Raw genomic sequence first — 19,145 nt, 5'->3', positions numbered from 1 at the left:
TCCTAAACTTCTGAGGCATTAGTAACGACAGCAACATCAACATTAAGCATCTCAAAATGCTGTTGACCACAGTAAATTTTTGCCCCTTCTCCTGCTCGTAGTTTGAACTGATCTTTCGTGGCTTTTGTTTCACGAATGAGATAAAGTTTTTGCTCCTCATCAAATTCTTGTTTAACGATCGCCCAGTCTGGATTATATGTACCAATAGGGGTTTCTACTTTAAACCAAGAGGGAAGTTTGAGAAATAATTTTATATCTTCTCGTCCGTCTAGAATGTCGGCAAATTGTCTTTCTGTTTCCGATTGATACTCGATCGCATCGTAGATAGAATGCTCAACGGATAGCATATTATCAATAAAACCTGAAATTTCGTAGGATTCAAACAGACGCATTTCATACTCTTCGCCTGCAATACGTTCATATTTAATGCCATTAATCATTAACTGCTGCATAGTAAAACGGATTGCTTTAGTTGCAAGTTCAAGAAATTGTTGAGGATTGACTAATATATCTGACAAACGTTTAGATTTTATCAAAATTTGGGACAGGGTATCGCGAGTTAGCTCAGTTTGGCGTTGCAAGTAACCAATAATGTCGGGAATATTAAAAATAATAGATTCCGTTTTACTGCTGGTCACGGATAAAAGTTGAGAATTAATACCAGTATTGGCATAATTTAAGGAAACCTTTTTCAAACGAATTTTTGGGGCATTAATAGTAGCCATTTGCTGAATTTGTTGGGCTGAATCCTCTATTAATTTAGAAGTATTATATTCTACGGAATAACGAGTTTTATGTTTAATTTTTTCCCAAAGTGCTAAAAAATCTTTATTTTCTTTCCATTTAGGCATTAAATTGGCGGGGCGGCGATCGCGGTTATTTTTAATACGTCCTGCAAAATTCACACCACAATCTTCTTCAATTTCTGTTTGTAAAGCACGAGCAAAATCAGCATAACGTTCATTGGCAATCACAGTTAAACGGTTAATGATCGGATCAAAAACTCGAATCCCTGTGGCATCTACGGGCAAACGTAAACCGCGTCCAATAGTTTGTCTTCTGCCGACTTGAGATTGTACTTCGCGTAACATACAAATCTGAAAAACATTAGGATTATCCCACCCTTCGCGCAAAGCAGAATGACTAAAAATAAATCGTAGCGGTTCTGTGGGTGAGAGCAGTCTTTCCTTATCTTTCATAATCAATTCGTAGGCTGTGTCATCCGCAATGCTAGAACCACTTGTATCTTTGGCATTTCCCTGTTTATCCTGGGCAAAGTAACCATTATGAACTTCTTCTACAGGGGGCAAATTTAGGTTTTGATAGCGGGATAATTGAGACAATTCTTGATAAATTTGGATGAACCATTGACGGAGTTTACCATCAGTTTTTGCATAATTATCAACTCGATCAATAAAAAAGAGAGAAAGCACTTTTAAGGGGCGATCGCTTAACAAATTTTTCACACTTAGTTCTTTATCTAAATGCTCTTTGATGGTTTCTCGAATCTGGGCTTTCATTAAATCATCGCCATAGTTACCGATCGCTTCTCCAATATTTAAGCTTACCCCATTAGTAAAGGAAATATAACCAACACCTGCATCAATACAGTCCACAATATAACCTTGATAAAGTTCTCGTTCTCCTGATATTTGATAGAGATCAATACCATTGTTGCTGATGGCAATCGTTTTGCGACTAATAGTGTTTCCAGTTTGAACATCAAGAGCTAATTTGGCTGTAATTTTTGTCTTAGTTGCTTTGATAGATTCTAAATAAAGATAGGGTTGGTTAAAACTATTTTCTTCTAAGGCGGAGGTGACAGTAATTTGTTTAACCAGTTTCAGGTCATAGGCTTTGATCGGATCAAGTTTATAAAGTAAATTGTACAAATTTTTGTGGGTAGCAGAATAGCGTAAAGTACAAAGCGGATTGAGAGTGGCGATCGCTTCTTTAGCTTTATCTGATTCCATATTTTGCGGTTCATCCAGAATTACAATTGGGTTAGTAGCTTGAATAAACTCAATGGGACGATGCCCTGATAAGCCGTCCTGATCTTTGTAAATAATGCTAATATCTTTTTTATTAAAAGCATCAATATTAATCACTAAAATTTGCAATTGATTCGAGTTAGCAAACTGGCGTAAATTTGAGACTCGTTTGGAGTTATAAATCCAATAATCAAAGGGCTGATTACCATAAAGACTTTGAAAATGATCTTTAGTGATTGCTAAATTTTTCAGGACTCCTTCTCGAATGGGAACACTTGGAACAACAATAATAAATTTAGTAAAACCATAGCGGGCATTCAGTTCGTGAATTGTTCGCAAATAAACATAGGTTTTGCCCGTTCCTGTCTCCATTTCAACGGAAAAATTTAATCCCTGTTCAAGGAATGTATCTTTTTCTGATGTTATAACCTCAATTTCATTACGTTCTTGAATGGTTTTTATATTCGCTAAAATTTCTGTGGGCGATAGCTTTAATTGATTACCAAAACCCATTTCAGTCATAGTTCCCCCAAAATCAAGACTGACGTTAATCTCAAATTGACCATTGGCTAGGGGTTGACCATCGAATAAATCGGCGATCGCCTTGACAGCATCTAATTGATATTGTTGTTGGCTATCAAATTGAATTTTCATAATTTTCTTCAGCAAAAATAATACTTTCTAAAGTTGTAATGAGTTGGGGTAGAGCAGTATGAATTGTATCCCAAATTATGACAAGATCGAGGTCATCATATTCATGAATGAGGCGATTTCGCATTCCAATAATCTTTGACCAGGGAATATGAGGTAGAGTAGATTGAGTTTCCGTTGAGATTCTGCGCGCCGCTTCTCCGATAATTTCAAATTCACGAGTTACCGCCGCTTGACGCATCAAATCAATTTCAAAAGCTGCCCAGTCAATTCCTGCTACAAAATCTTGAGCTAACTTTGCGGCATTGAGCATATCTTGTAAATAATTGAATTCACGAAGCTGCATAAATGACTTGAGTAGAATTAAGAATAGTTTGACGACGCAAGTAATTTTGACTACGTTCGATTCCTCGACGGCTAATTAAATCAACTTTTCTCTGAAAGAGTTGTCGAGCATCTTCTTCCATTTCGACCCAATCAAACAATGTCCAATGGGCATCTGGGGCAAAGGAAATAAGTACATCAATGTCGCTGCTATCAGGCTGAAAATCATCTCTGAGAACTGAGCCAAATAGGGCAAATTCTATGATTTTCCAGCGTTGGCAAAAACCTACTATTTTCTCGTAATCTATGGGAATTTTAGTTTCAACGGTGGGGAAGTTTTGCATAGGTTTTAAACGGTTCTAAATTTAATGTCATGGTCACGCATTTGTAGTTGAGTATTCGTTTTAAGTTGATCATTGCCTCGGAAAGAAGCATCTAAGCTAGTGAATTGTTTAGGCTTATGGGTAAGAATTTGCTTAACGGTCGTTTCTAAAATTTCAGCTTCTAAACAGAGAAAGAGATCTTTGTTTTCAATCGTATAAATTTCTTGAGCACCAATCTCTAATTTTTCAACTTTTGCGGTTAGAGAAAAACCTGCTTTGAGCATAATTTCATAAAGCATTCCCAATTTAGTGCTTCCAGGCATAATATTATCGGTAAATTCCTGGAGTAAAAGTTGCAACTGCTCAACGTCTTTGGGAACTGAACCATCCCAAATCTTAAAGTTACTTTCCGTAAGTTTGAAAACTTTAAAACCGCGATCCTGCACTGAACCGTTGAGATTAAGTTTACCGTTTTCTTCTTGATTAATTTTGTTAATTGCCCGTCTTATCCGTTCTTTGCCGATGTCAGCAATGTTTCGATAACCTGCTTTAAATGCTTCAGAGTTTTCGTCACAGGGTTCAGGTAATTGCACCATGATAAATTTACGATTGCCTCCATCTTCCTGATTCTGCTCTAAAACAGCGTGGGCAGTGGTACAAGAACCCGAAAAAAAGTCAAGAACAATATCATCTCCCTGTGTTGTAATACTAAGCGTTTTAAGAATTAATCCTACTGGTTTAGGATGATCAAAATAGTCCCTCATTTGAAGATCCCCAAGTTGAATGGTTCCTTGCTCACTAATCATGCAAGTTTCATCCCAAATAGACTTAACTTTAGTTGTATTTTTTCTTGATTTTTCATAAATATTTCATCCATTATCTCGCTTTTTTTTAGCGACTAAGATAGGAAACTTTCCTAACAAACCTTCAGATTCAATTTTATTTTTACTCCATCTCCAGCAGCTATCATTACCTTCACTATTTTTGGGAAATACCTCAATGGAAAAATCCTCTGATTTTGTAAGAGATATTTTAAAAAAACCATTACTATCAACTATTGTTGGTGAAACATATATTGGGAAATATAAATTAGGACGATTATGTCTGCCAAATTTAGGATTTCTATTACGAAGTTCCCAAAGCTCAAAACTGCCTATTTCGTCTTGATGAGGTAAGGCACTATTTCCTTTTGAAATTTCAGATAAATTGTAAAAATCACTTTTCGAGTATAGCAAAAGATATTCATGAGTTTTAGAAATTTCTTTATAGGTCTGCCCTCGTTTATTGGATTGAATAATAATTTGACAAATGAAGTTTTCTGCCCCAAAGATTTCATTCATTAATAACCGTAAATTAGCAATTTCGTTGTCATCAATACTCACAAAAATCACCCCATCATCTTTCAACAAATTCCGTGCCAAAAACAAACGAGGATAGATCATACTTAACCAATTAGAATGAATTCTGCCACTGGTTTCCGTATTAGTTGTTAACTTAATGCCCTCACCATTTTTCTGTCCCGAAAAGCGCAAATAATCTTCTAAACCTTCCCGAAAATTATCAGGATAGATAAATTCTTTTCCTGTATTGTAAGGCGGATCAATGTAAATCATTTTAATCTGATTGTGATAGCTTTTTTGTAATAGCTTCAATACCTCCAGATTATCTCCCTCAATAAAAAGATTTTCCGTAGTCTCAAAATTAACTGACTCCTCTGGTACAGGCTTCAACGTCCCCACACTTTGGGCTTGCAAATTGCGGATTGCTTCACTTTTCCCCGCCCAGGACAAACCGTAACGCTCTCGTCCCTCATCAGCGGATTCGCCTAATGCCAATTTTAACTGCTCAAAATCAATCTTCCCCTCAACAAAAACCTCTGGAAATAGTTCACTCAGAACAGAGATTCTATCTGTTAGCACATCTTGAGAAGTTAATGGGAGCTTATCTTCAGTCATCGTCTTCGTCTAAAAATAAAGTGCTATTATCGGTACACAGTCATTTTATGATCTTTTCTTACCGTTTTCTTAAAATTAGCCTTATGAGCATATTCTTAGTATGCTGTTGTTACCTTGAAAAAAATGATTGGCCTATGGCAGTTGAACCTATTCCCCCCATTACGCTTCCTTCACTTCAAGATCCTTTTAAAGAAGGAGAATGGTTACAGCGCAATTTGCAGACTTGGTTAAATACGGAATTTATTCCCGAAGCGATCAATACCACGATCGCCGAACGAGCAACGCAAATCTATGTCCGTCAACGCCTAGAAGGGGAAAATGATTTAGGTTCCCTGGTCATCGCCATTGTCACAGAGATGCAAGCCTTTGATTTTCGGGAAAGTTTTTATAGCGAATTCGCGATCGCCAATGCCGTCAGTGACCTAATCCTAGACAGTCTAGGCATTAATCGTTGTTGTGGGCAGTAGAACGGTCAGTTAAAAATTTTAGGTAAAAAGCCAAATCTTCTGAGCAAACCTTGAGACGAGGTTTTTTCGATGCTTGAGCAACTTTGCCCTTTTACCTAAACACCTGATTACCAACTCGATTTGACAACACCGGGTAAAAGACCTTGGTGTGCCCAGTCCCGCAGAACATTACGGCAGAGACCAAAATCCCGATAGTAACCTCTGGGACGACCTGTTGCTAAACAACGATTGCGTTTACGGGAAGGCGCACTATTGCGAGGCAGTTTTTGAATTTGTTGGTGAATGGCCAGCTTTTCATCTAATGTCTCGGCTTGGCGGAACTCTTCTTTGAGGGTTGCCCGCTTTTCAGCATACTTAGCAATTAGAATACCGCGACGCTTATCGCGCTCAATCATGGATTTCTTAGCCATAGATCTTGGGGGTTAGAAGTTTGGTTCTAAAAATTAGCATTTCTCATCATACCACATCGAAGTGGGGCGCTTGCCAACAAACTGGCATTTGATTTTGCATTTGTTGCGGGCGGATTAATTAATAAACCGGTAGAAATGACAGATGAGGCCATACCTGTGCAAGAATAATAAGGCTGTTTGGACACCCTGCCTTGGGGTTGTTGAGTTAAGGAGGAACAAGATTCAATCTCTAAATAACGATGCAATGCGATATTTTGAGATAGAACAAGCTATGTTACATTAAAAGCACATACCTTGTATAATCGAAATAAGATTTTGGTTGCCCTTTTGGGAAGTACCTTGCTATAACCGACAGGTCATAAGCCTGTCACGGCCTCCGTGGGAGAGGCAGTTCGTTAGGTCGAACATTTAAAAGTGCCTCAAGATTTTTTGGGGCTTTGTCGGGTACGACCTTCACTCTTTTTAACTAGAGTGATGACATTGCTGCAAAATACGGTAATACATCGCGTTTTGTCGCATAAATGTATCAGAAAAGAGAGTAAAGATTTATGCAAGTTGGCAATCGCGTTCGTGTAAACAGTTCAGTCATTGTGTACCATCATCCTCAGCATAAGCAGGAAGCCTTTGATCTGCAAGGTATGGCGGGAGAGGTAGCCGCACTTCTGACAGAATGGCAAGGAAGACCCATCAGTGCCAACCTTCCTGTCCTCGTTCAGTTTGGGAATCGGTTTAAGGCCCACTTTCGGGAAATGGAATTAGAACTGATTGACTCCCCCTAAGGTTTCAATTGAGACGAAAAGGCGATTCGGTCTGGATAATCTTAAGACTTGAATAGTATTAAAGGCTCTCTTGGATCAATTGTGTTAGTCATTAAATTGCTACTTTTGGGCGCAAGCCTTCATTGGTGTCAACTTAAAGGAATGGGTTCCCAAATTTGTTGATTGAGAGCGGCCTTTTCTCGATGTCGCTTTCTCTCAGCTTTGACCAAACCAAATAACTTAGCACGTTCAGCCAGATAGGTTACTGTATCAGGCTTTTCTCCTCTAGCAATAGCCTTCGCTACATAGTATAGACTCCGAAACACCATCTCTACTGAGATTTTTTCTTTCGGTTGATTTAGAGCAATCGCCACTTCCCCTACCAATTGATTTAAGACCGTATAGAAAATCAAAGTGCAAATAATCTGGATTTGGACACCATTCTTATTCCCTACCCATAAATAGGCTAGTCCTAAAAGTCTTTTCGTTAATAAAAAGGCTTCTTCGATTGTCCATCGTCTTCGATATAAATCACAGACCTCTTCGGCGGACAGTTGTTCGGGGGACAACACATTTGTTAAATACTGATACCAGATTGTTCCCCATAATACTGAGACTAATCTCACCGGATGCTTGCAAGGATTAGAACGGTAATTTCCCATAATGATAATCTCATCTCTGTAATGACTACCTTGAGACAATACTTGTTTGGTTTTGTAAGATGTACCCGCTCTAAATCTGGTTAGAAAAAACTTTTTAGCTTCTGTTAACAAATCAAACCACACAAAGCTAAAAAATCCCATATCTACGAGAATTAAACCATTTTCTGGTAATTTAGCTGCCAATTCTTCACACCATATTTTATCATTTGATTTATCATTTTCTGTGTACCATAAAGTAACGGGTCTTTGGGTAAAGGCTTCCACTACCATCATTATTTTACCCCCCAATTTACTCTTTTCTTCTTTACTTATTTTCATATTTTTCCTTATCTGCTCTAGCGTTTAGCCATCTGCTATCCACACTGCACTAAACTTTTCTCTTATTTTTTCCCATTTTTCTCCTACTTGGAGCTTCTTCCCTTTTTCGGCTGCTTTTTCTAACACTCCTTTTAGTAATATTGCAAATATTTCGGCTGGCACATTCATCATTCTTTTTGATACTGCCTGTTTGCTTACTTTTAATGATGCTACCCATAGCAATCCCTCTTCCTCTAACAGTCTTACCGCTTCACTTATACCCGCTATTTGACGATACACTATACTTAACACTAATGCCACCATTACTGGTAAATTTAGCACCCTATCTCTCATCATTTTCTCATGAGTTCCCTGTAAATATTTTAATGGTGTAAACATTGTGGGTTCTAGTAATTCAAACAACTCTTTTGTTATTTCAGGGATTTCTACCCCTGGCTGATTTGTCTTACGACGTAAGTCTGGGTTTCCTTTTCTCCGAGGATGTTGTCTTGCCATTTGTTTTTTGCTCACTTTTTTATATACTAACCTTTTTTTAGCCTACTTTTACTTCCGCCTGCTTTTAGGCTAATCTTTTGTGAGTAGGCATTTTGGCTTAAGTTGACACCAATGATGGCGTGCGCCCAGAAGTTAATCGTTTCCAATTAATCCGATAAACGCGATCAGTAGAGCTTTTTGGAGAGGGAGAAGAAGAGAGGGGGAGACTGGGAGATTTAAAAAGGGTTTTAAGCGATCGCAAAAAATGATTAATCGCCATTCGCCCCGTCCCCAAGTCACCCCGTCCTCTTGCATTTCCAACTAATCCGATTTAACCCAATCGGTAGGGATTTTGGAGACTGGGAGAAGAGGAGACTGGGAGATTTTTAAACGGGTTTTAAGCGATCGCAAAAAATAATTAATCGCCATTCGCCCTGTCCCCAAGTCACCCTGTCCCCTTGAGTTTCCAACTAATCCGATTTAACCCAATCGGTAGGGATTTTGGAGACTGGGAGAGGGGGAGACTAGGAGATTTAAAAAAGGGTTTTAAGCGATCAGAAATAATAATTGATCGCCATTCGCCCCGTCCCCAAGTCACCCCGTCCCCTTGAGTTTCCAACTAATCCGATTTAACCCAATCAGTAGGGATTTTGGAGACTGGGAGAGCGGGAGACTAGGAGATTTAAAAAAGGGTTTTAAGCGATCAGAAATAATAATTAATCGCCATTCGCCCCGTCCCCAAGTCACCCCGTCCTCTTGCATTTCCAACTAATCCGATTTAACCCAATCGGTAGGGATTTTGGAGACTGGGAGAAGAGGAGACTGGGAGATTTTTAAACGGGTTTTAAGCGATCACAAAAAATGATTAATCGCCATTCGCCCCGTCCCCAAGTCACCCCGTCCCCTTGCGTTTCCAACTAATCCGATTTAACCCAATCGGTAGGGATTTTGGAGACTGGGAGAAGAGGAGACTGGGAGATTTTAAAAATGGTTTCAAGTGATCGCAAAAAATAATTAATCGCCATTCGCCCTGTCACCAAGTCACCCCGTCCCCTTGCGTTTCCAACTAATCCGATTTAACCCAATCGGTAGGGCTTTTTGGAGACTGGGAGAGGGGGAGACTGGGAGATTTTAAAAAGGGTTTTAAGCGATCGCAAAAAATAATTAATCGCCATTCGCCCCGTCCCCAAGTCACCCTGTCCCCTTGAGTTTCCAACTAATCCGATTTAACCCAATCGGTAGGGGATGGTGGATTTAAGGTTAAGGAAACCCTGACTGTTAATCTGTTTCCAACTAATCCGATTTAACCCAATCGGTAGGGAAACAACAAATTATTATAGACAGAGCAGCCAGCATCATCTTTGTTTCCAACTAATCCGATTTAACCCAATCGGTAGGGACCAGCTAATATCCCCACCAAGCAAAGCGGTGGTATTGTTTCCAACTAATCCGATTTAACCCAATCGGTAGGGTCTTAGGCTTAGGTGTTACTGCATCTTTAATTGCGTTTGCACCGTTTCCAACTAATCCGATTTAACCCAATCGGTAGGGAGTAGCTTCTTAGAAGTCCTGTCCAGAGCAGCTTAGAGATAGCCAATTCGACGTATGTGACAAAGGTACTGTCATTTTAGCTCCTAAAATCTGTCAAAACAGAAAAAAGTGAGTTCCAGAACCCTTACACCGTCAGCATTCGACACATCTCAACGAGAGATCAAGGCTTTCAGCGATCAGGCGAGGTGCGTCGAAACGAGAGAGAAGAACAGCCCCAGTAAACACGCTCTAAACCTAGAAAATATAGGCGTTCGGAGGCGGTTCGGAGGGAGGACTGCCAATCACTAGCACCCTAGAAACGGCTTCTTGAGAAATCCAATAAAATCTTACACTATCTTCCTGGGGTTTGACCTGTTTGTTAACTTTTTGAAACAAAGCCCGCATCTCGTCCAGCGACATAAAATACTCAAAAGCTGACTTTTCTCATTCTCCCCCCTTTTTAAGGGGGGCAGGGGGGGATCAAGTCCCTGTCAAGGTTTCAGCAACCCTTGTATAACAGATCGCTGTTTAAAACAGATTGAGCGTGACTTGAGCAATCAAAAGATGATAGGTTTGAATTAGACTTCTTGCACAATAGCGCTTGATCCCCCTAAATCCCCCTTAAAAAGGGGGACTTTCTTCAATTTGCAAGAGGTCTATTATGTCAGAATAATTGAAGCTGACAAAATTTAGATATGATCCCTTTACTTTTGGGCGCAAGCCTTCATTGGTGTCAACTTAAGCCAAAATGCCTACTCACAAAAGATTAGCCTAAAAGCAGGCGGAAGTAAGAGTAGGCTGAAAAAAAGGTTAGTATATAAAAAAGTGAGCAAAAAACAAATGGCAAGACAACATCCTCGGAGAAAAGGAAACCCAGACTTACGTCGTAAGACAAATCAGCCAGGGGTAGAAATCCCTGAAATAACAAAAGAGTTGTTTGAATTACTAGAACCCACAATGTTTACACCATTAAAATATTTACAGGGAACTCATGAGAAAATGATGAGAGATAGGGTATTAAATTTACCAGTAATGGTGGCATTAGTGTTAAGTATAGTGTATCGTCAAATAGCGGGTATAAGTGAAGCGGTAAGACTGTTAGAGGAAGAGGGATTGCTATGGGTAGCATCATTAAAAGTAAGCAAACAGGCAGTATCAAAAAGAATGATGAATGTGCCAGCCGAAATATTTGCAATATTACTAAAAGGAGTGTTAGAAAAAGCAGCCGAAAAAGGGAAGAAGCTCCAAGTAGGAGAAAAATGGGAAAAAATAAGAGAAAAGTTTAGTGCAGTGTGGATAGCAGATGGCTCAACGCTAGAGCAGATAAGGAAAAATATGAAAATAAGTAAAGAAGAAAAGAGTAAATTGGGGGGTAAAATAATGATGGTAGTGGAAGCCTTTACCCAAAGACCCGTTACTTTATGGTACACAGAAAATGATAAATCAAATGATAAAATATGGTGTGAAGAATTGGCAGCTAAATTACCAGAAAATGGTTTAATTCTTGTAGATATGGGATTTTTTAGCTTTGTGTGGTTTGATTTGTTAACAGAAGCTAAAAAGTTTTTTCTAACCAGATTTAGAGCGGGTACATCTTACAAAACCAAACAAGTATTGTCTCAAGGTAGTCATTACAGAGATGAGATTATCATTATGGGAAATTACCGTTCTAATCCTTGCAAGCATCCGGTGAGATTAGTCTCAGTATTATGGGGAACAATCTGGTATCAGTATTTAACAAATGTGTTGTCTCCCGAACAACTGTCCGCCGAAGAGGTCTGTGATTTATATCGAAGACGATGGACAATCGAAGAAGCCTTTTTATTAACGAAAAGACTTTTAGGACTAGCCTATTTATGGGTAGGGAATAAGAATGGTGTCCAAATCCAGATTATTTGCACTTTGATTTTCTATACGGTCTTAAATCAATTGGTAGGGGAAGTGGCGATTGCTCTAAATCAACCGAAAGAAAAAATCTCAGTAGAGATGGTGTTTCGGAGTCTATACTATGTAGCGAAGGCTATTGCTAGAGGAGAAAAGCCTGATACAGTAACCTATCTGGCTGAACGTGCTAAGTTATTTGGTTTGGTCAAAGCTGAGAGAAAGCGACATCGAGAAAAGGCCGCTCTCAATCAACAAATTTGGGAACCCATTCCTTTAAGTTGACACGGATGGCAAGCCTTGCGCCCCTACCCAAACTTTTCAAATTTTAGTCAGACTTTTCTAAAAAATAGGTATAGTTTAATGCCAAATCTAACACCATTGCCGAACTCGTCCATAACAAAAAAAGATAATTTACAATCTCAACTGTATTTATCTCCCAAAATTGGCGAAATATGGCAAACATTTCAACAAAAACCAGTTCCGATTATTCTGAATCCTGTCACCAACATCGTCTTCTTTGTTGGAACCATATTAGGATTAATTGCCAATCAATTAAGCAACGGCTATATCTTTGTCGTTTGTGCCATTTTAATCGGTGTAATCGTTGGTATTTTTTATGAATCGCGTAAATTTGTTATCTATCAAAAATATGCTATTCCCCTTCCCATTATTATCAATATTTCTAATCCTAGTAGCAGTGAAAATGCCCTTAGTTCCATCTTTGGCATCATAGATGAAGAAGTAAACTATGCGAATCATCAAAATAATTTACAGAAAATTATTGGTATTGAAAAACAAGACTTAATTTTTAATTACTCTGGCGATATATTTGATAGCGTTCAACTACAAACCTTTCTGCAAATTGTTCGCTATAACTTAGAAAAACTAAAAGCTAAAACTCCTCGTAATACCATTGTATATTTAGCTTATATTGGCCCGATTAGCGTTGGTATTTTAGTCGGAACTCTCTTTGGAACCGATGGTGTTCGCGTTTTTCAATATAACAAATCCTCCGATAGCTATTATCCTGTCGTCGAAATTAGTGATCGCCGCCTGAAAGAAGACATTATTGAATTTGAGAAATTTGAACGAACCTTATTGCCAGCAACTAAAACTCAAAATAAAGTCTGTGTCGTTGTTGATGCCGCTTCCCATAAAATTAGTTTAGAAGACTCGGCTATTAAGAACTATGGTGATATTATCTATCTTAAAAGTAAAACAAGCGGAACGATTCAGGCTGATGAGGATTGGCTACAATATAGCCGCGAAATCTTTAAAGTCTTAAATATTGCTCAACAACCTGACTTTTCCCGTTAAGTGCGGATTGCAAGCTGCCAGCCTTGGCAAAGGTCATGCAACTTCAACCAACCGCGCCAAAGGACTTGGATACCGAGAGGAGTTTTACGACGATGTTCAAGATAACCACCAAGAAAAGCAACAGACTCGACAGCCCAAGCAACAGTCAAAATAGGGGGAAGTTTTTGAGAGGCGGCTGCTTTTAACACCTGAAGTTGAAGAGGATTAAGAATTTCAATCGCGAGAGCATCGGGCTGGGTACGATGAAGATAAGTAACGTGTAAAAGTTCAACAGCAATGACACTTAAAAAACCCAAAAGAGTTTTCATTCCATCAGAGGCAAGTCGATAACGCTCACTCTGACAACCAGACTTAAGGACTTTATGAAATTCTTCAACCCGCCATCGGTAGGTGTACCAACGAAGAATAGTGACAGCCATCTCAATAGTCTCAACAACTTCTGTAGTCAGAAGCATCCAAGATAAAGGAGTTTCGCCTTCGGGACAATCGATTTCTGTCGCATAAACAGCATAGACATTCAACGGGTCACGATTATCAAAACGATAGGGAGTTCGTAGATTAACTGGGCAAAATCGGACGGCAAGCTTAACCTTCCGTGCTTTTCTTTTTCCTGTACTCGGAATCTCGATTTCTTGATGAAAACGAATCGGTTCTGATTCCAAATGTTGCCAAAGTCGTTCACTATTTTTGTCTAAACTACGATTATGAGACGCTCTGACCAGCACTCCTGTATGCTTGAGTTGACGCACTGAGTCAAAGACTTCTGAAACATCTCCTTCTCTGTCAAATACATGAATTACCCTCGTTGAACTTTCTACCTGTTTCTCACAGGTGTTTAGAGCCTCTACCCATTTGTAGGATTCTTTTTCCTCAAATGGTCTTTGACGAGCTGCTTTTCTTTGTTCTTTCTGTCTTTCTTTTTTCTGCTTCGCCGTTTCATCTGTTGGGGGCTTTTCTTTTACCTCCCTATTCCACAGTTTTTGCCATAATAAACCTAATACTTGTCCTTTTTCTGGCTCAATTGCTAAAGCACTATGCAGTATTAATCCATTCCCTCCTTTTCCAGTCGGCCCATACCCTTCCCTTTTTTCCTTGATATTGCGATAATCTAAGAAGGTCGTATCTCCGACTGATAGCATTATCTTATATTCTTCTACGGCGGCAGTTGTCATTTCACAGTGCGGCTCTATTATCTTGACAAAGTCTGTTTTCGGATTCCCAAAAATTCATAGGCCCTCTTTAACTCGTTTCCTCCCTTAAACACTTCTGATAAGGCTTTTCCAAACCCCTCACTTAACTTTTTCCCAATCGAGAAGGCACGATTGTTTAGCCTCTCGTCTCCCAATTCACAACTGGCAAAGTTTTTTGTCCACCATTCCAACATTTTTTGACCTGCCCTTTAAGATTTTCTCCATTTTACAGTCTCATACTCCCTTCATCCTTTGTTTTTGAAATTTGAACGATAAGCGGGATGATGGCTTCAGAATATTTTTTTCCTGTCAAGAGAATCATTACTCAAACCCTTGCCAGATAAAGCCTCTAGAAGTTTGCATTGCTGGATTTTGGACTTAACGGGAAAAGTCAGGCTCAACAACAGGGTTATGAAGAAATAAAATTAGTTTATTCTATGCCGATCGCTTTAGGAATTTTAGTGGGAATGGCCACTCAACAATATTGGCGAATTTTGTTAACTCAATATGATCAACAAACCCAAAGTTATCGAGATTTATTTGCTCTTAATGATTTTAGTTATTATCGTGGTCAGTAATTGATCCCCCCAACTCCCCTTAAAAAGGGTGGCTAATTGGTTGAAAATTCAAAAAAGAACTAATTGATTAACAGCGATCGCGTTTTTTCTGATCAAGTTATTTCTCGAATTATTTCTAGGGAAAATTTCTCCATCGCTAGGGATGCGATCGCCGTTTAAGTTGCTAAACTTAAGACTAACACCCATGCTGTGAGGGAGACCAATGACCACTTTAACCAAACCCAAGCTCACCTTTGCCAACTTTCTTGCTCAATGCCCCGATGAAGGACGTTTTGAATTTGTTAATGGAGAAATTGTAGAAATGAGCAATACTCGTCAACATAAGATCATTGCTGAATTTATTCTGTTTCTGTTAAATGATGAAATTCGGCGATCGCAGTCCAATTTTATTGTTACAACTCAAGCAACTATCCGAACTTTTAACAAAAAAGGTAACGAACAAGGGCGGGTTCCTGATGTTAGCGTCATTGACCGTACTCTCTGGCGTTCCGCACCAACGGACTATGCCGCCTTAACAGAACCGATTCAATTAGCAGTAGAAGTCGTTTCAACTAACTGGGAAAATGACTATGTTGACAAACTCTATGAATACGAAAAGTTAGGAATCAAAGAATATTGGATTGTGGATTACCTAGCGATCGCTAGTCGTGCCTTAATTGGTGATCCCAAGTTTCCGACAATTTCCGTTTATACCCTAAATGAAGAGAATCAATATACATTACAGCAATTTAGAGATGAAGAAAAGATCATTTCCCTAACTTTTGCTGAATTACAGATTGCTCCCGCTCAAATTTTTCAAGCCTAAAGATTTTTCCCCCAAGTAAAAACTAAACCTCGATCTTTGAATGCTTTAATAAAGGGTTTTAGTTGATCAAGTCCTTCTCGTTTCCAAAGACGGCGATCGCTGATTATCCATCATCTGTAGAAATAGGCCATAAAAGTTTAAACTCGTTAGAGGTTTTCAGATACTCTAAAAATTGGCTGGATTCTCTGGAACCATCAGGAAAAATAGTTAAAAATTCTAGATATTCAGAAGTCGTTTTACCAATTTTTTTACTAGCATCCTCTTTATTTTTCAATAAACGAACAACAGGATACATACGATGCCAAAGAAGACCGACTCGACCCATTTCTCCTGTTATCTGAGTCCTATAAATACTCCCATCAGCAATGCCAAATTGTGGATTAGCCGGACGATAAGATTGGTGTAACCAACGAATAGCTAAGGAGTCATCCACTCCATCCTTCGTTAATCGTCCCCAAACTTGAACAGAATCAGGATGCCAAGCTTCACGCCAATTTTGAGCATAGTTGGTTTGGTTAACAGGTAAATTGTTAATTTCTAACCATTTTTGAGCATATTCTCTGACTCTGTTAATAAAGGGGCCTAATTGCTCTAATTTACGAACACTTACATCTTCTGCTAAAGCGCGATCGCCTTGCCATTGCCAATGACACCCAATTAACGGTTTTTGTTTTGATCCTTGGTGGTAATACTCTTTATAAAATAGACGGTGATCTGCTCTTCGCCAGGAACGACCAAAACCGCCTAATACCATATTAAATCGTACTAATGAAACGATTAAGTCCTGTAATAATTTGAATTGTTTAGGTTCTAAGGATTGAGTAACTAGCCAACTTAATGTGCCTTTCACTTGATAAGTTGAAACTTGCCATTTGCCTGTGCCAAAGGTGTCAATCGCGAGGGATTTTTCCACAAAACGCATAGACAATAAGCCGACTGTCCCTCCATCGCCTTGAATGCCTCCAAGGAGACCCTCAACCGCCTTGTCCGCCGTTTTACTATCCGTTAAACCGCCAAAAATCCGTAGTGCATGACCTCGTATAGACGCTTTAAAGAGATTCGGTCGAAATTCTGTTGTGTTATCCAGTAATTTAGACGCGATTCCCCGACCTTCTAAAACAGTTTGATAAATAGGGCTTGCTGAAAAAGTCAAAAAACGAAAGAAATGTGGGTTAGGGAAGTATGGACTGAAAAAGCATAGATAACTTATCCTTATGGAAACAAATCAAAATACAGATTTTGTTTAATCTATTGTTCCTTTCTGTCTAAAAAGGTCAACACAAATCACTCCTCACAAAAGAGAGGAAAATTAACACCATTTTTCACAAGAAAAACGACTCTACAACTTTTTACTTTTTGTCTTCTGAAGTAGAGTAGAAAGATTCATTACCAAAAAGTTCATCGCAATTACCGTTTCCGAGGTCTCAGGTAGTTTGGCCATCACTCGACCAAGACTAAATTTCCTCTTTCCCTGTCCGAATTTACCCTCAATGGCATTACGCACTCTTTCATCTGAGCGTGCCTCTTTCTTTTTTTCTTTGCTCACCTCTTTCGGCGGTCTTCCCAATCGGGGACCACTCATTCTTATATCCCTTTCTTTACAATAAGCTCGATTCGCTTTTGTTCGATAGATTTTATCCACATGAACCGATTCCGGATAACATCCTGTTTCCCTTTTATATTCTTCTATTCGCGCTTGTAAATCTCCCGATTCGTTGTAATTATCCCAACTTAATTTGTCTAAGAAGACAAAGCCATTCACATTACTTGCCGATATTTTAGCTCCAAACTCTACTGCTTTTCCCGCTTTTCCACGCACTATTGGACGCACGTGAGGTTGGCTTACACTCACAATTCTGTTTTCTACTTTATTTGTCTTTTTTTCATACATTTCTAACTGTTGCTCATACACTTTTCCTATCGTTACAAGCTCTTCTTGCTCTTTTTTCGTTAGTTTTTCTAACTTTGCTCCCTCTTCTATCATTTTTTCTATATCAGACAAGTTTCTTTTTATATATCCTAGTTGTTTTTTTGTTCCTTTTCTTCTTTCTTTTTTTGACACACGACGTTTTTTTGCTATGGCTAAGTACTCTTTTCTTGCCACTTCCCTATAAGTCCTCGGCTTTTCTTTCCTTTTCTCTTTTATTTCTTCATACAGCTTATCTATTATTTTTTCTGTTTTTTCTCTGGCATCATTCAATATTCCTATATCCGTTGGATATTTTATATCTGCTGGTGTACAAGTCGCATCTAACAATAACTTTCCTTCATTTTCTTTTTTTTCTGACGCTACACCCGTCGCTTTTTTTTCTATTTCTTTATTAATTTTATTTATTAATTCCATTCCTATTTTTTTACGAAAATGAACCATCATTGACGCATTAAATGCTTCTTTGCTACTATAGCTTTCCATTCCTATAAAGTACTGTAAATAAGGGTTCTCTTTTATTTGTTCTACTGTTTCTCTGTCACTTTTTCCTGAAATTTCTTTGATAATTAATGCTCCTAATGCCATTCTAAATGATTTGGCTGGGGCTCCTTTTTTTTCTGTGAAGTTTTTTGCATATTCTTCCTCATATTCTTCCCAGGGAATCATTTTTGACATTTCTATCCAACGATTTTCTTCGTCTAACTGCCCGCCGAACAGATTTTTCAAGTTTTCTGGTGTTTCAATTGAGTACTGTTGCTTTCGGTACATCTGCTTTCTCTCTTCTTAATGCAATGGTTTTGAGGCATTCTACCCTATTTTCGTGCATTCTAGCGGTTCTTAATTCGCCTACTATTTTTCTCCGTAAAGGTTTCAGCTTTTTTCAGCAAGCCCTAAATAACTTTTCCAGAAAACTTTTTAGGTTGTCCATAACCCGCGCTCACTCGGCAACCAATACCTAATGATAATGCTTTTTCCCAAATATTCCAAATTTCATTCCATTCAGTTTCCTCTAAAGGAATAGTGCTGGAAATACCAAAACATAACTCAGGTTTATAAAGCGAAATTAAGGGAAAGGCTCCCCCTTCCTTTGTCTGACTTTTAACCTGCCATGGCTGTTGAGGATGAACAATATCTATTAATTTTTCTTGCCATTGATTATTTGTCGGATAACCACCATGAAATCTTAAAATTCCTGGAGCCATATCTTTAGAATTAATTTCATAACCACAGTAACGGCGACGTTCTTCCGAAGTACAAGCCTGGGCAAAAGCCCCCTTCATACTGCTACCTGGATAAAAAGGAATTCCTTTGGCCCCTAAAACAGGGCGAATTATGCCATCATCTTGTCCTCCATTGGTAACAAACCGCCAGTTTATTTGATAAGCTTTCGTTTCAACACCTGGAGCAAAATTAGGGAGAACTGAATCTGCTCTTTCAAGCCATTCCAAAGTCCAACACTCAATATCAGATTGATCAGCATTCTTATCAATGTAATTAAGTTGACAACGCCCTCCGATTTGTGCCTGAAACATCATCGGCACTTTTTTATGAGGATTTGGAATATTAACCATATTTAAA

16 protein-coding genes, 2 pseudogenes and 1 CRISPR repeat array are annotated in these 19,145 nt (G+C 38.7%); of the genes and pseudogenes, 6 read left to right on the top strand and 12 right to left on the bottom strand.

All coding sequences use genetic code 11. The annotated features are described in order from the left end of the window. Positions 1–2: 2 nt before the first annotated feature. The 5 genes from KA717_18925 to KA717_18905 form a co-directional block, all read right to left on the bottom strand. The gene (locus tag KA717_18925) at positions 3–2,645 is read right to left on the bottom strand and encodes a DEAD/DEAH box helicase family protein (GenBank protein UXE64365.1); all 2,643 of its coding nucleotides are present in this window, start codon (positions 2,643–2,645) and stop codon (positions 3–5) included. After that, complete coding sequence (locus KA717_18920; protein UXE64364.1) at positions 2,629–2,955, bottom strand: DUF86 domain-containing protein; 327 nt, start codon at positions 2,953–2,955, stop codon at positions 2,629–2,631. The genes KA717_18925 and KA717_18920 overlap by 17 nt, the downstream gene beginning before the upstream one ends. 19 nt (positions 2,956–2,974) lie before the next feature. After that, positions 2,975–3,310, bottom strand: a complete 336-nt coding sequence (locus tag KA717_18915) for a nucleotidyltransferase domain-containing protein (GenBank protein UXE64363.1) — start codon at positions 3,308–3,310, stop codon at positions 2,975–2,977. A 5-nt stretch (positions 3,311–3,315) separates the two neighbouring features. After that, positions 3,316–4,095: a site-specific DNA-methyltransferase gene (locus tag KA717_18910; protein UXE64362.1), complete on the bottom strand. Its 780-nt coding sequence runs from the start codon at positions 4,093–4,095 to the stop codon at positions 3,316–3,318. Positions 4,096–4,158: 63 nt separating this feature from the next. Continuing rightward, positions 4,159–5,244: a site-specific DNA-methyltransferase gene (locus tag KA717_18905; protein UXE64361.1), complete on the bottom strand. Its 1,086-nt coding sequence runs from the start codon at positions 5,242–5,244 to the stop codon at positions 4,159–4,161. 134 nt (positions 5,245–5,378) lie between these two features. Here KA717_18905 and KA717_18900 point away from each other — a divergent pair, with 134 nt between their 5' ends. Continuing rightward, a complete protein-coding gene (locus tag KA717_18900) occupies positions 5,379–5,711 on the top strand; it encodes a hypothetical protein (protein ID UXE64360.1) in 333 nt (110 codons plus the stop codon). A gap of 107 nt (positions 5,712–5,818) precedes the next feature. Here the strand turns inward: KA717_18900 and rpsN are convergent, their stop codons facing one another. Then, positions 5,819–6,121 carry a 30S ribosomal protein S14 gene (rpsN, locus tag KA717_18895; protein UXE64359.1) on the bottom strand — a complete coding sequence of 101 codons (303 nt, stop codon included), beginning with the start codon at positions 6,119–6,121 and terminating at the stop codon, positions 5,819–5,821. Positions 6,122–6,669: 548 nt separating this feature from the next. Here rpsN and KA717_18890 point away from each other — a divergent pair. Then, positions 6,670–6,900 carry a ferredoxin-thioredoxin reductase variable chain gene (locus KA717_18890; GenBank protein ID UXE64358.1) on the top strand — a complete coding sequence of 77 codons (231 nt, stop codon included), beginning with the start codon at positions 6,670–6,672 and terminating at the stop codon, positions 6,898–6,900. A gap of 128 nt (positions 6,901–7,028) precedes the next feature. Here the strand turns inward: KA717_18890 and KA717_18885 are convergent. Next, a pseudogene (locus tag KA717_18885) lies at positions 7,029–8,354 on the bottom strand (IS4 family transposase). Between the two features lie 1,187 nt (positions 8,355–9,541). Further along, positions 9,542–9,884: direct repeats of the CRISPR family, unit length 36 nt; unit sequence GTTTCCAACTAATCCGATTTAACCCAATCGGTAGGG. Positions 9,885–10,703: 819 nt separating this feature from the next. Here KA717_18885 and KA717_18880 point away from each other — a divergent pair. Further along, a complete protein-coding gene (locus tag KA717_18880; GenBank protein UXE64715.1) occupies positions 10,704–12,029 on the top strand; it encodes an IS4 family transposase in 1,326 nt (441 codons plus the stop codon). Positions 12,030–12,107: 78 nt separating this feature from the next. Beyond that, entirely contained in the window at positions 12,108–13,064 is a 957-nt protein-coding gene (locus KA717_18875) for an SAVED domain-containing protein (GenBank protein UXE64357.1), read from the top strand. On the opposite strand, the gene KA717_18870 is transcribed toward KA717_18875, so the two are convergent. Then, positions 13,061–14,236, bottom strand: a complete 1,176-nt coding sequence (locus KA717_18870; GenBank protein UXE64356.1) for an IS4 family transposase — start codon at positions 14,234–14,236, stop codon at positions 13,061–13,063. The genes KA717_18875 and KA717_18870 overlap by 4 nt on opposite strands. A gap of 17 nt (positions 14,237–14,253) precedes the next feature. Further along, on the bottom strand, positions 14,254–14,448 hold the full coding sequence (locus tag KA717_18865) for a transposase (protein ID UXE64355.1): 195 nt from the start codon (positions 14,446–14,448) through the stop codon (positions 14,254–14,256). Between the two features lie 168 nt (positions 14,449–14,616). On the opposite strand from KA717_18865, the gene KA717_18860 reads away from it, so the two are divergent. Then, the gene (locus KA717_18860) at positions 14,617–14,832 is read left to right on the top strand and encodes a hypothetical protein (GenBank protein UXE64354.1); all 216 of its coding nucleotides are present in this window, start codon (positions 14,617–14,619) and stop codon (positions 14,830–14,832) included. A 202-nt stretch (positions 14,833–15,034) separates the two neighbouring features. Next, complete coding sequence (locus KA717_18855) at positions 15,035–15,637, top strand: Uma2 family endonuclease (GenBank protein ID UXE64353.1); 603 nt, start codon at positions 15,035–15,037, stop codon at positions 15,635–15,637. Between the two features lie 103 nt (positions 15,638–15,740). On the opposite strand, the gene KA717_18850 is transcribed toward KA717_18855, so the two are convergent. The 3 genes and pseudogenes from KA717_18850 to KA717_18840 all read right to left on the bottom strand — a co-directional run bounded on the left by KA717_18850 (position 15,741) and on the right by KA717_18840 (position 19,138). After that, entirely contained in the window at positions 15,741–16,790 is a 1,050-nt protein-coding gene (locus KA717_18850) for a hypothetical protein (protein ID UXE64352.1), read from the bottom strand. A 207-nt stretch (positions 16,791–16,997) separates the two neighbouring features. Further along, a pseudogene (locus KA717_18845) lies at positions 16,998–18,335 on the bottom strand (IS5 family transposase). Between the two features lie 122 nt (positions 18,336–18,457). Next, on the bottom strand, positions 18,458–19,138 hold the full coding sequence (locus tag KA717_18840; protein ID UXE64351.1) for a hypothetical protein: 681 nt from the start codon (positions 19,136–19,138) through the stop codon (positions 18,458–18,460). Positions 19,139–19,145 lie beyond the last annotated feature (7 nt).

The sequence above is a fragment of the Woronichinia naegeliana WA131 genome, from assembly GCA_025370055.1.
In the GTDB taxonomy this organism is placed as follows: domain Bacteria; phylum Cyanobacteriota; class Cyanobacteriia; order Cyanobacteriales; family Microcystaceae; genus Woronichinia; species Woronichinia naegeliana.
The sequence above is the reverse complement of the archived record's forward strand: the minus strand, read 5'-3'. Positions and strand labels throughout refer to the sequence as shown.

What these genes read in the sequence shown, in the direction of transcription:
- KA717_18925 (UXE64365.1), bottom strand. Translation starts at nt 2,645, where the DNA reads ATGAAAATTCAATTTGATAGCCAACAACAATATCAATTAGATGCTGTC.
- KA717_18920 (UXE64364.1), bottom strand. Translation starts at nt 2,955, where the DNA reads ATGCTCAATGCCGCAAAGTTAGCTCAAGATTTTGTAGCAGGAATTGAC.
- KA717_18915 (UXE64363.1), bottom strand. Translation starts at nt 3,310, where the DNA reads ATGCAAAACTTCCCCACCGTTGAAACTAAAATTCCCATAGATTACGAG.
- KA717_18910 (UXE64362.1), bottom strand. Translation starts at nt 4,095, where the DNA reads ATGATTAGTGAGCAAGGAACCATTCAACTTGGGGATCTTCAAATGAGG.
- KA717_18905 (UXE64361.1), bottom strand. Translation starts at nt 5,244, where the DNA reads ATGACTGAAGATAAGCTCCCATTAACTTCTCAAGATGTGCTAACAGAT.
- KA717_18900 (UXE64360.1), top strand. Translation starts at nt 5,379, where the DNA reads ATGGCAGTTGAACCTATTCCCCCCATTACGCTTCCTTCACTTCAAGAT.
- rpsN (UXE64359.1), bottom strand. Translation starts at nt 6,121, where the DNA reads ATGGCTAAGAAATCCATGATTGAGCGCGATAAGCGTCGCGGTATTCTA.
- KA717_18890 (UXE64358.1), top strand. Translation starts at nt 6,670, where the DNA reads ATGCAAGTTGGCAATCGCGTTCGTGTAAACAGTTCAGTCATTGTGTAC.
- KA717_18880 (UXE64715.1), top strand. Translation starts at nt 10,704, where the DNA reads ATGGCAAGACAACATCCTCGGAGAAAAGGAAACCCAGACTTACGTCGT.
- KA717_18875 (UXE64357.1), top strand. Translation starts at nt 12,108, where the DNA reads ATGCCAAATCTAACACCATTGCCGAACTCGTCCATAACAAAAAAAGAT.
- KA717_18870 (UXE64356.1), bottom strand. Translation starts at nt 14,236, where the DNA reads ATGACAACTGCCGCCGTAGAAGAATATAAGATAATGCTATCAGTCGGA.
- KA717_18865 (UXE64355.1), bottom strand. Translation starts at nt 14,448, where the DNA reads ATGTTGGAATGGTGGACAAAAAACTTTGCCAGTTGTGAATTGGGAGAC.
- KA717_18855 (UXE64353.1), top strand. Translation starts at nt 15,035, where the DNA reads ATGACCACTTTAACCAAACCCAAGCTCACCTTTGCCAACTTTCTTGCT.
- KA717_18840 (UXE64351.1), bottom strand. Translation starts at nt 19,138, where the DNA reads ATGGTTAATATTCCAAATCCTCATAAAAAAGTGCCGATGATGTTTCAG.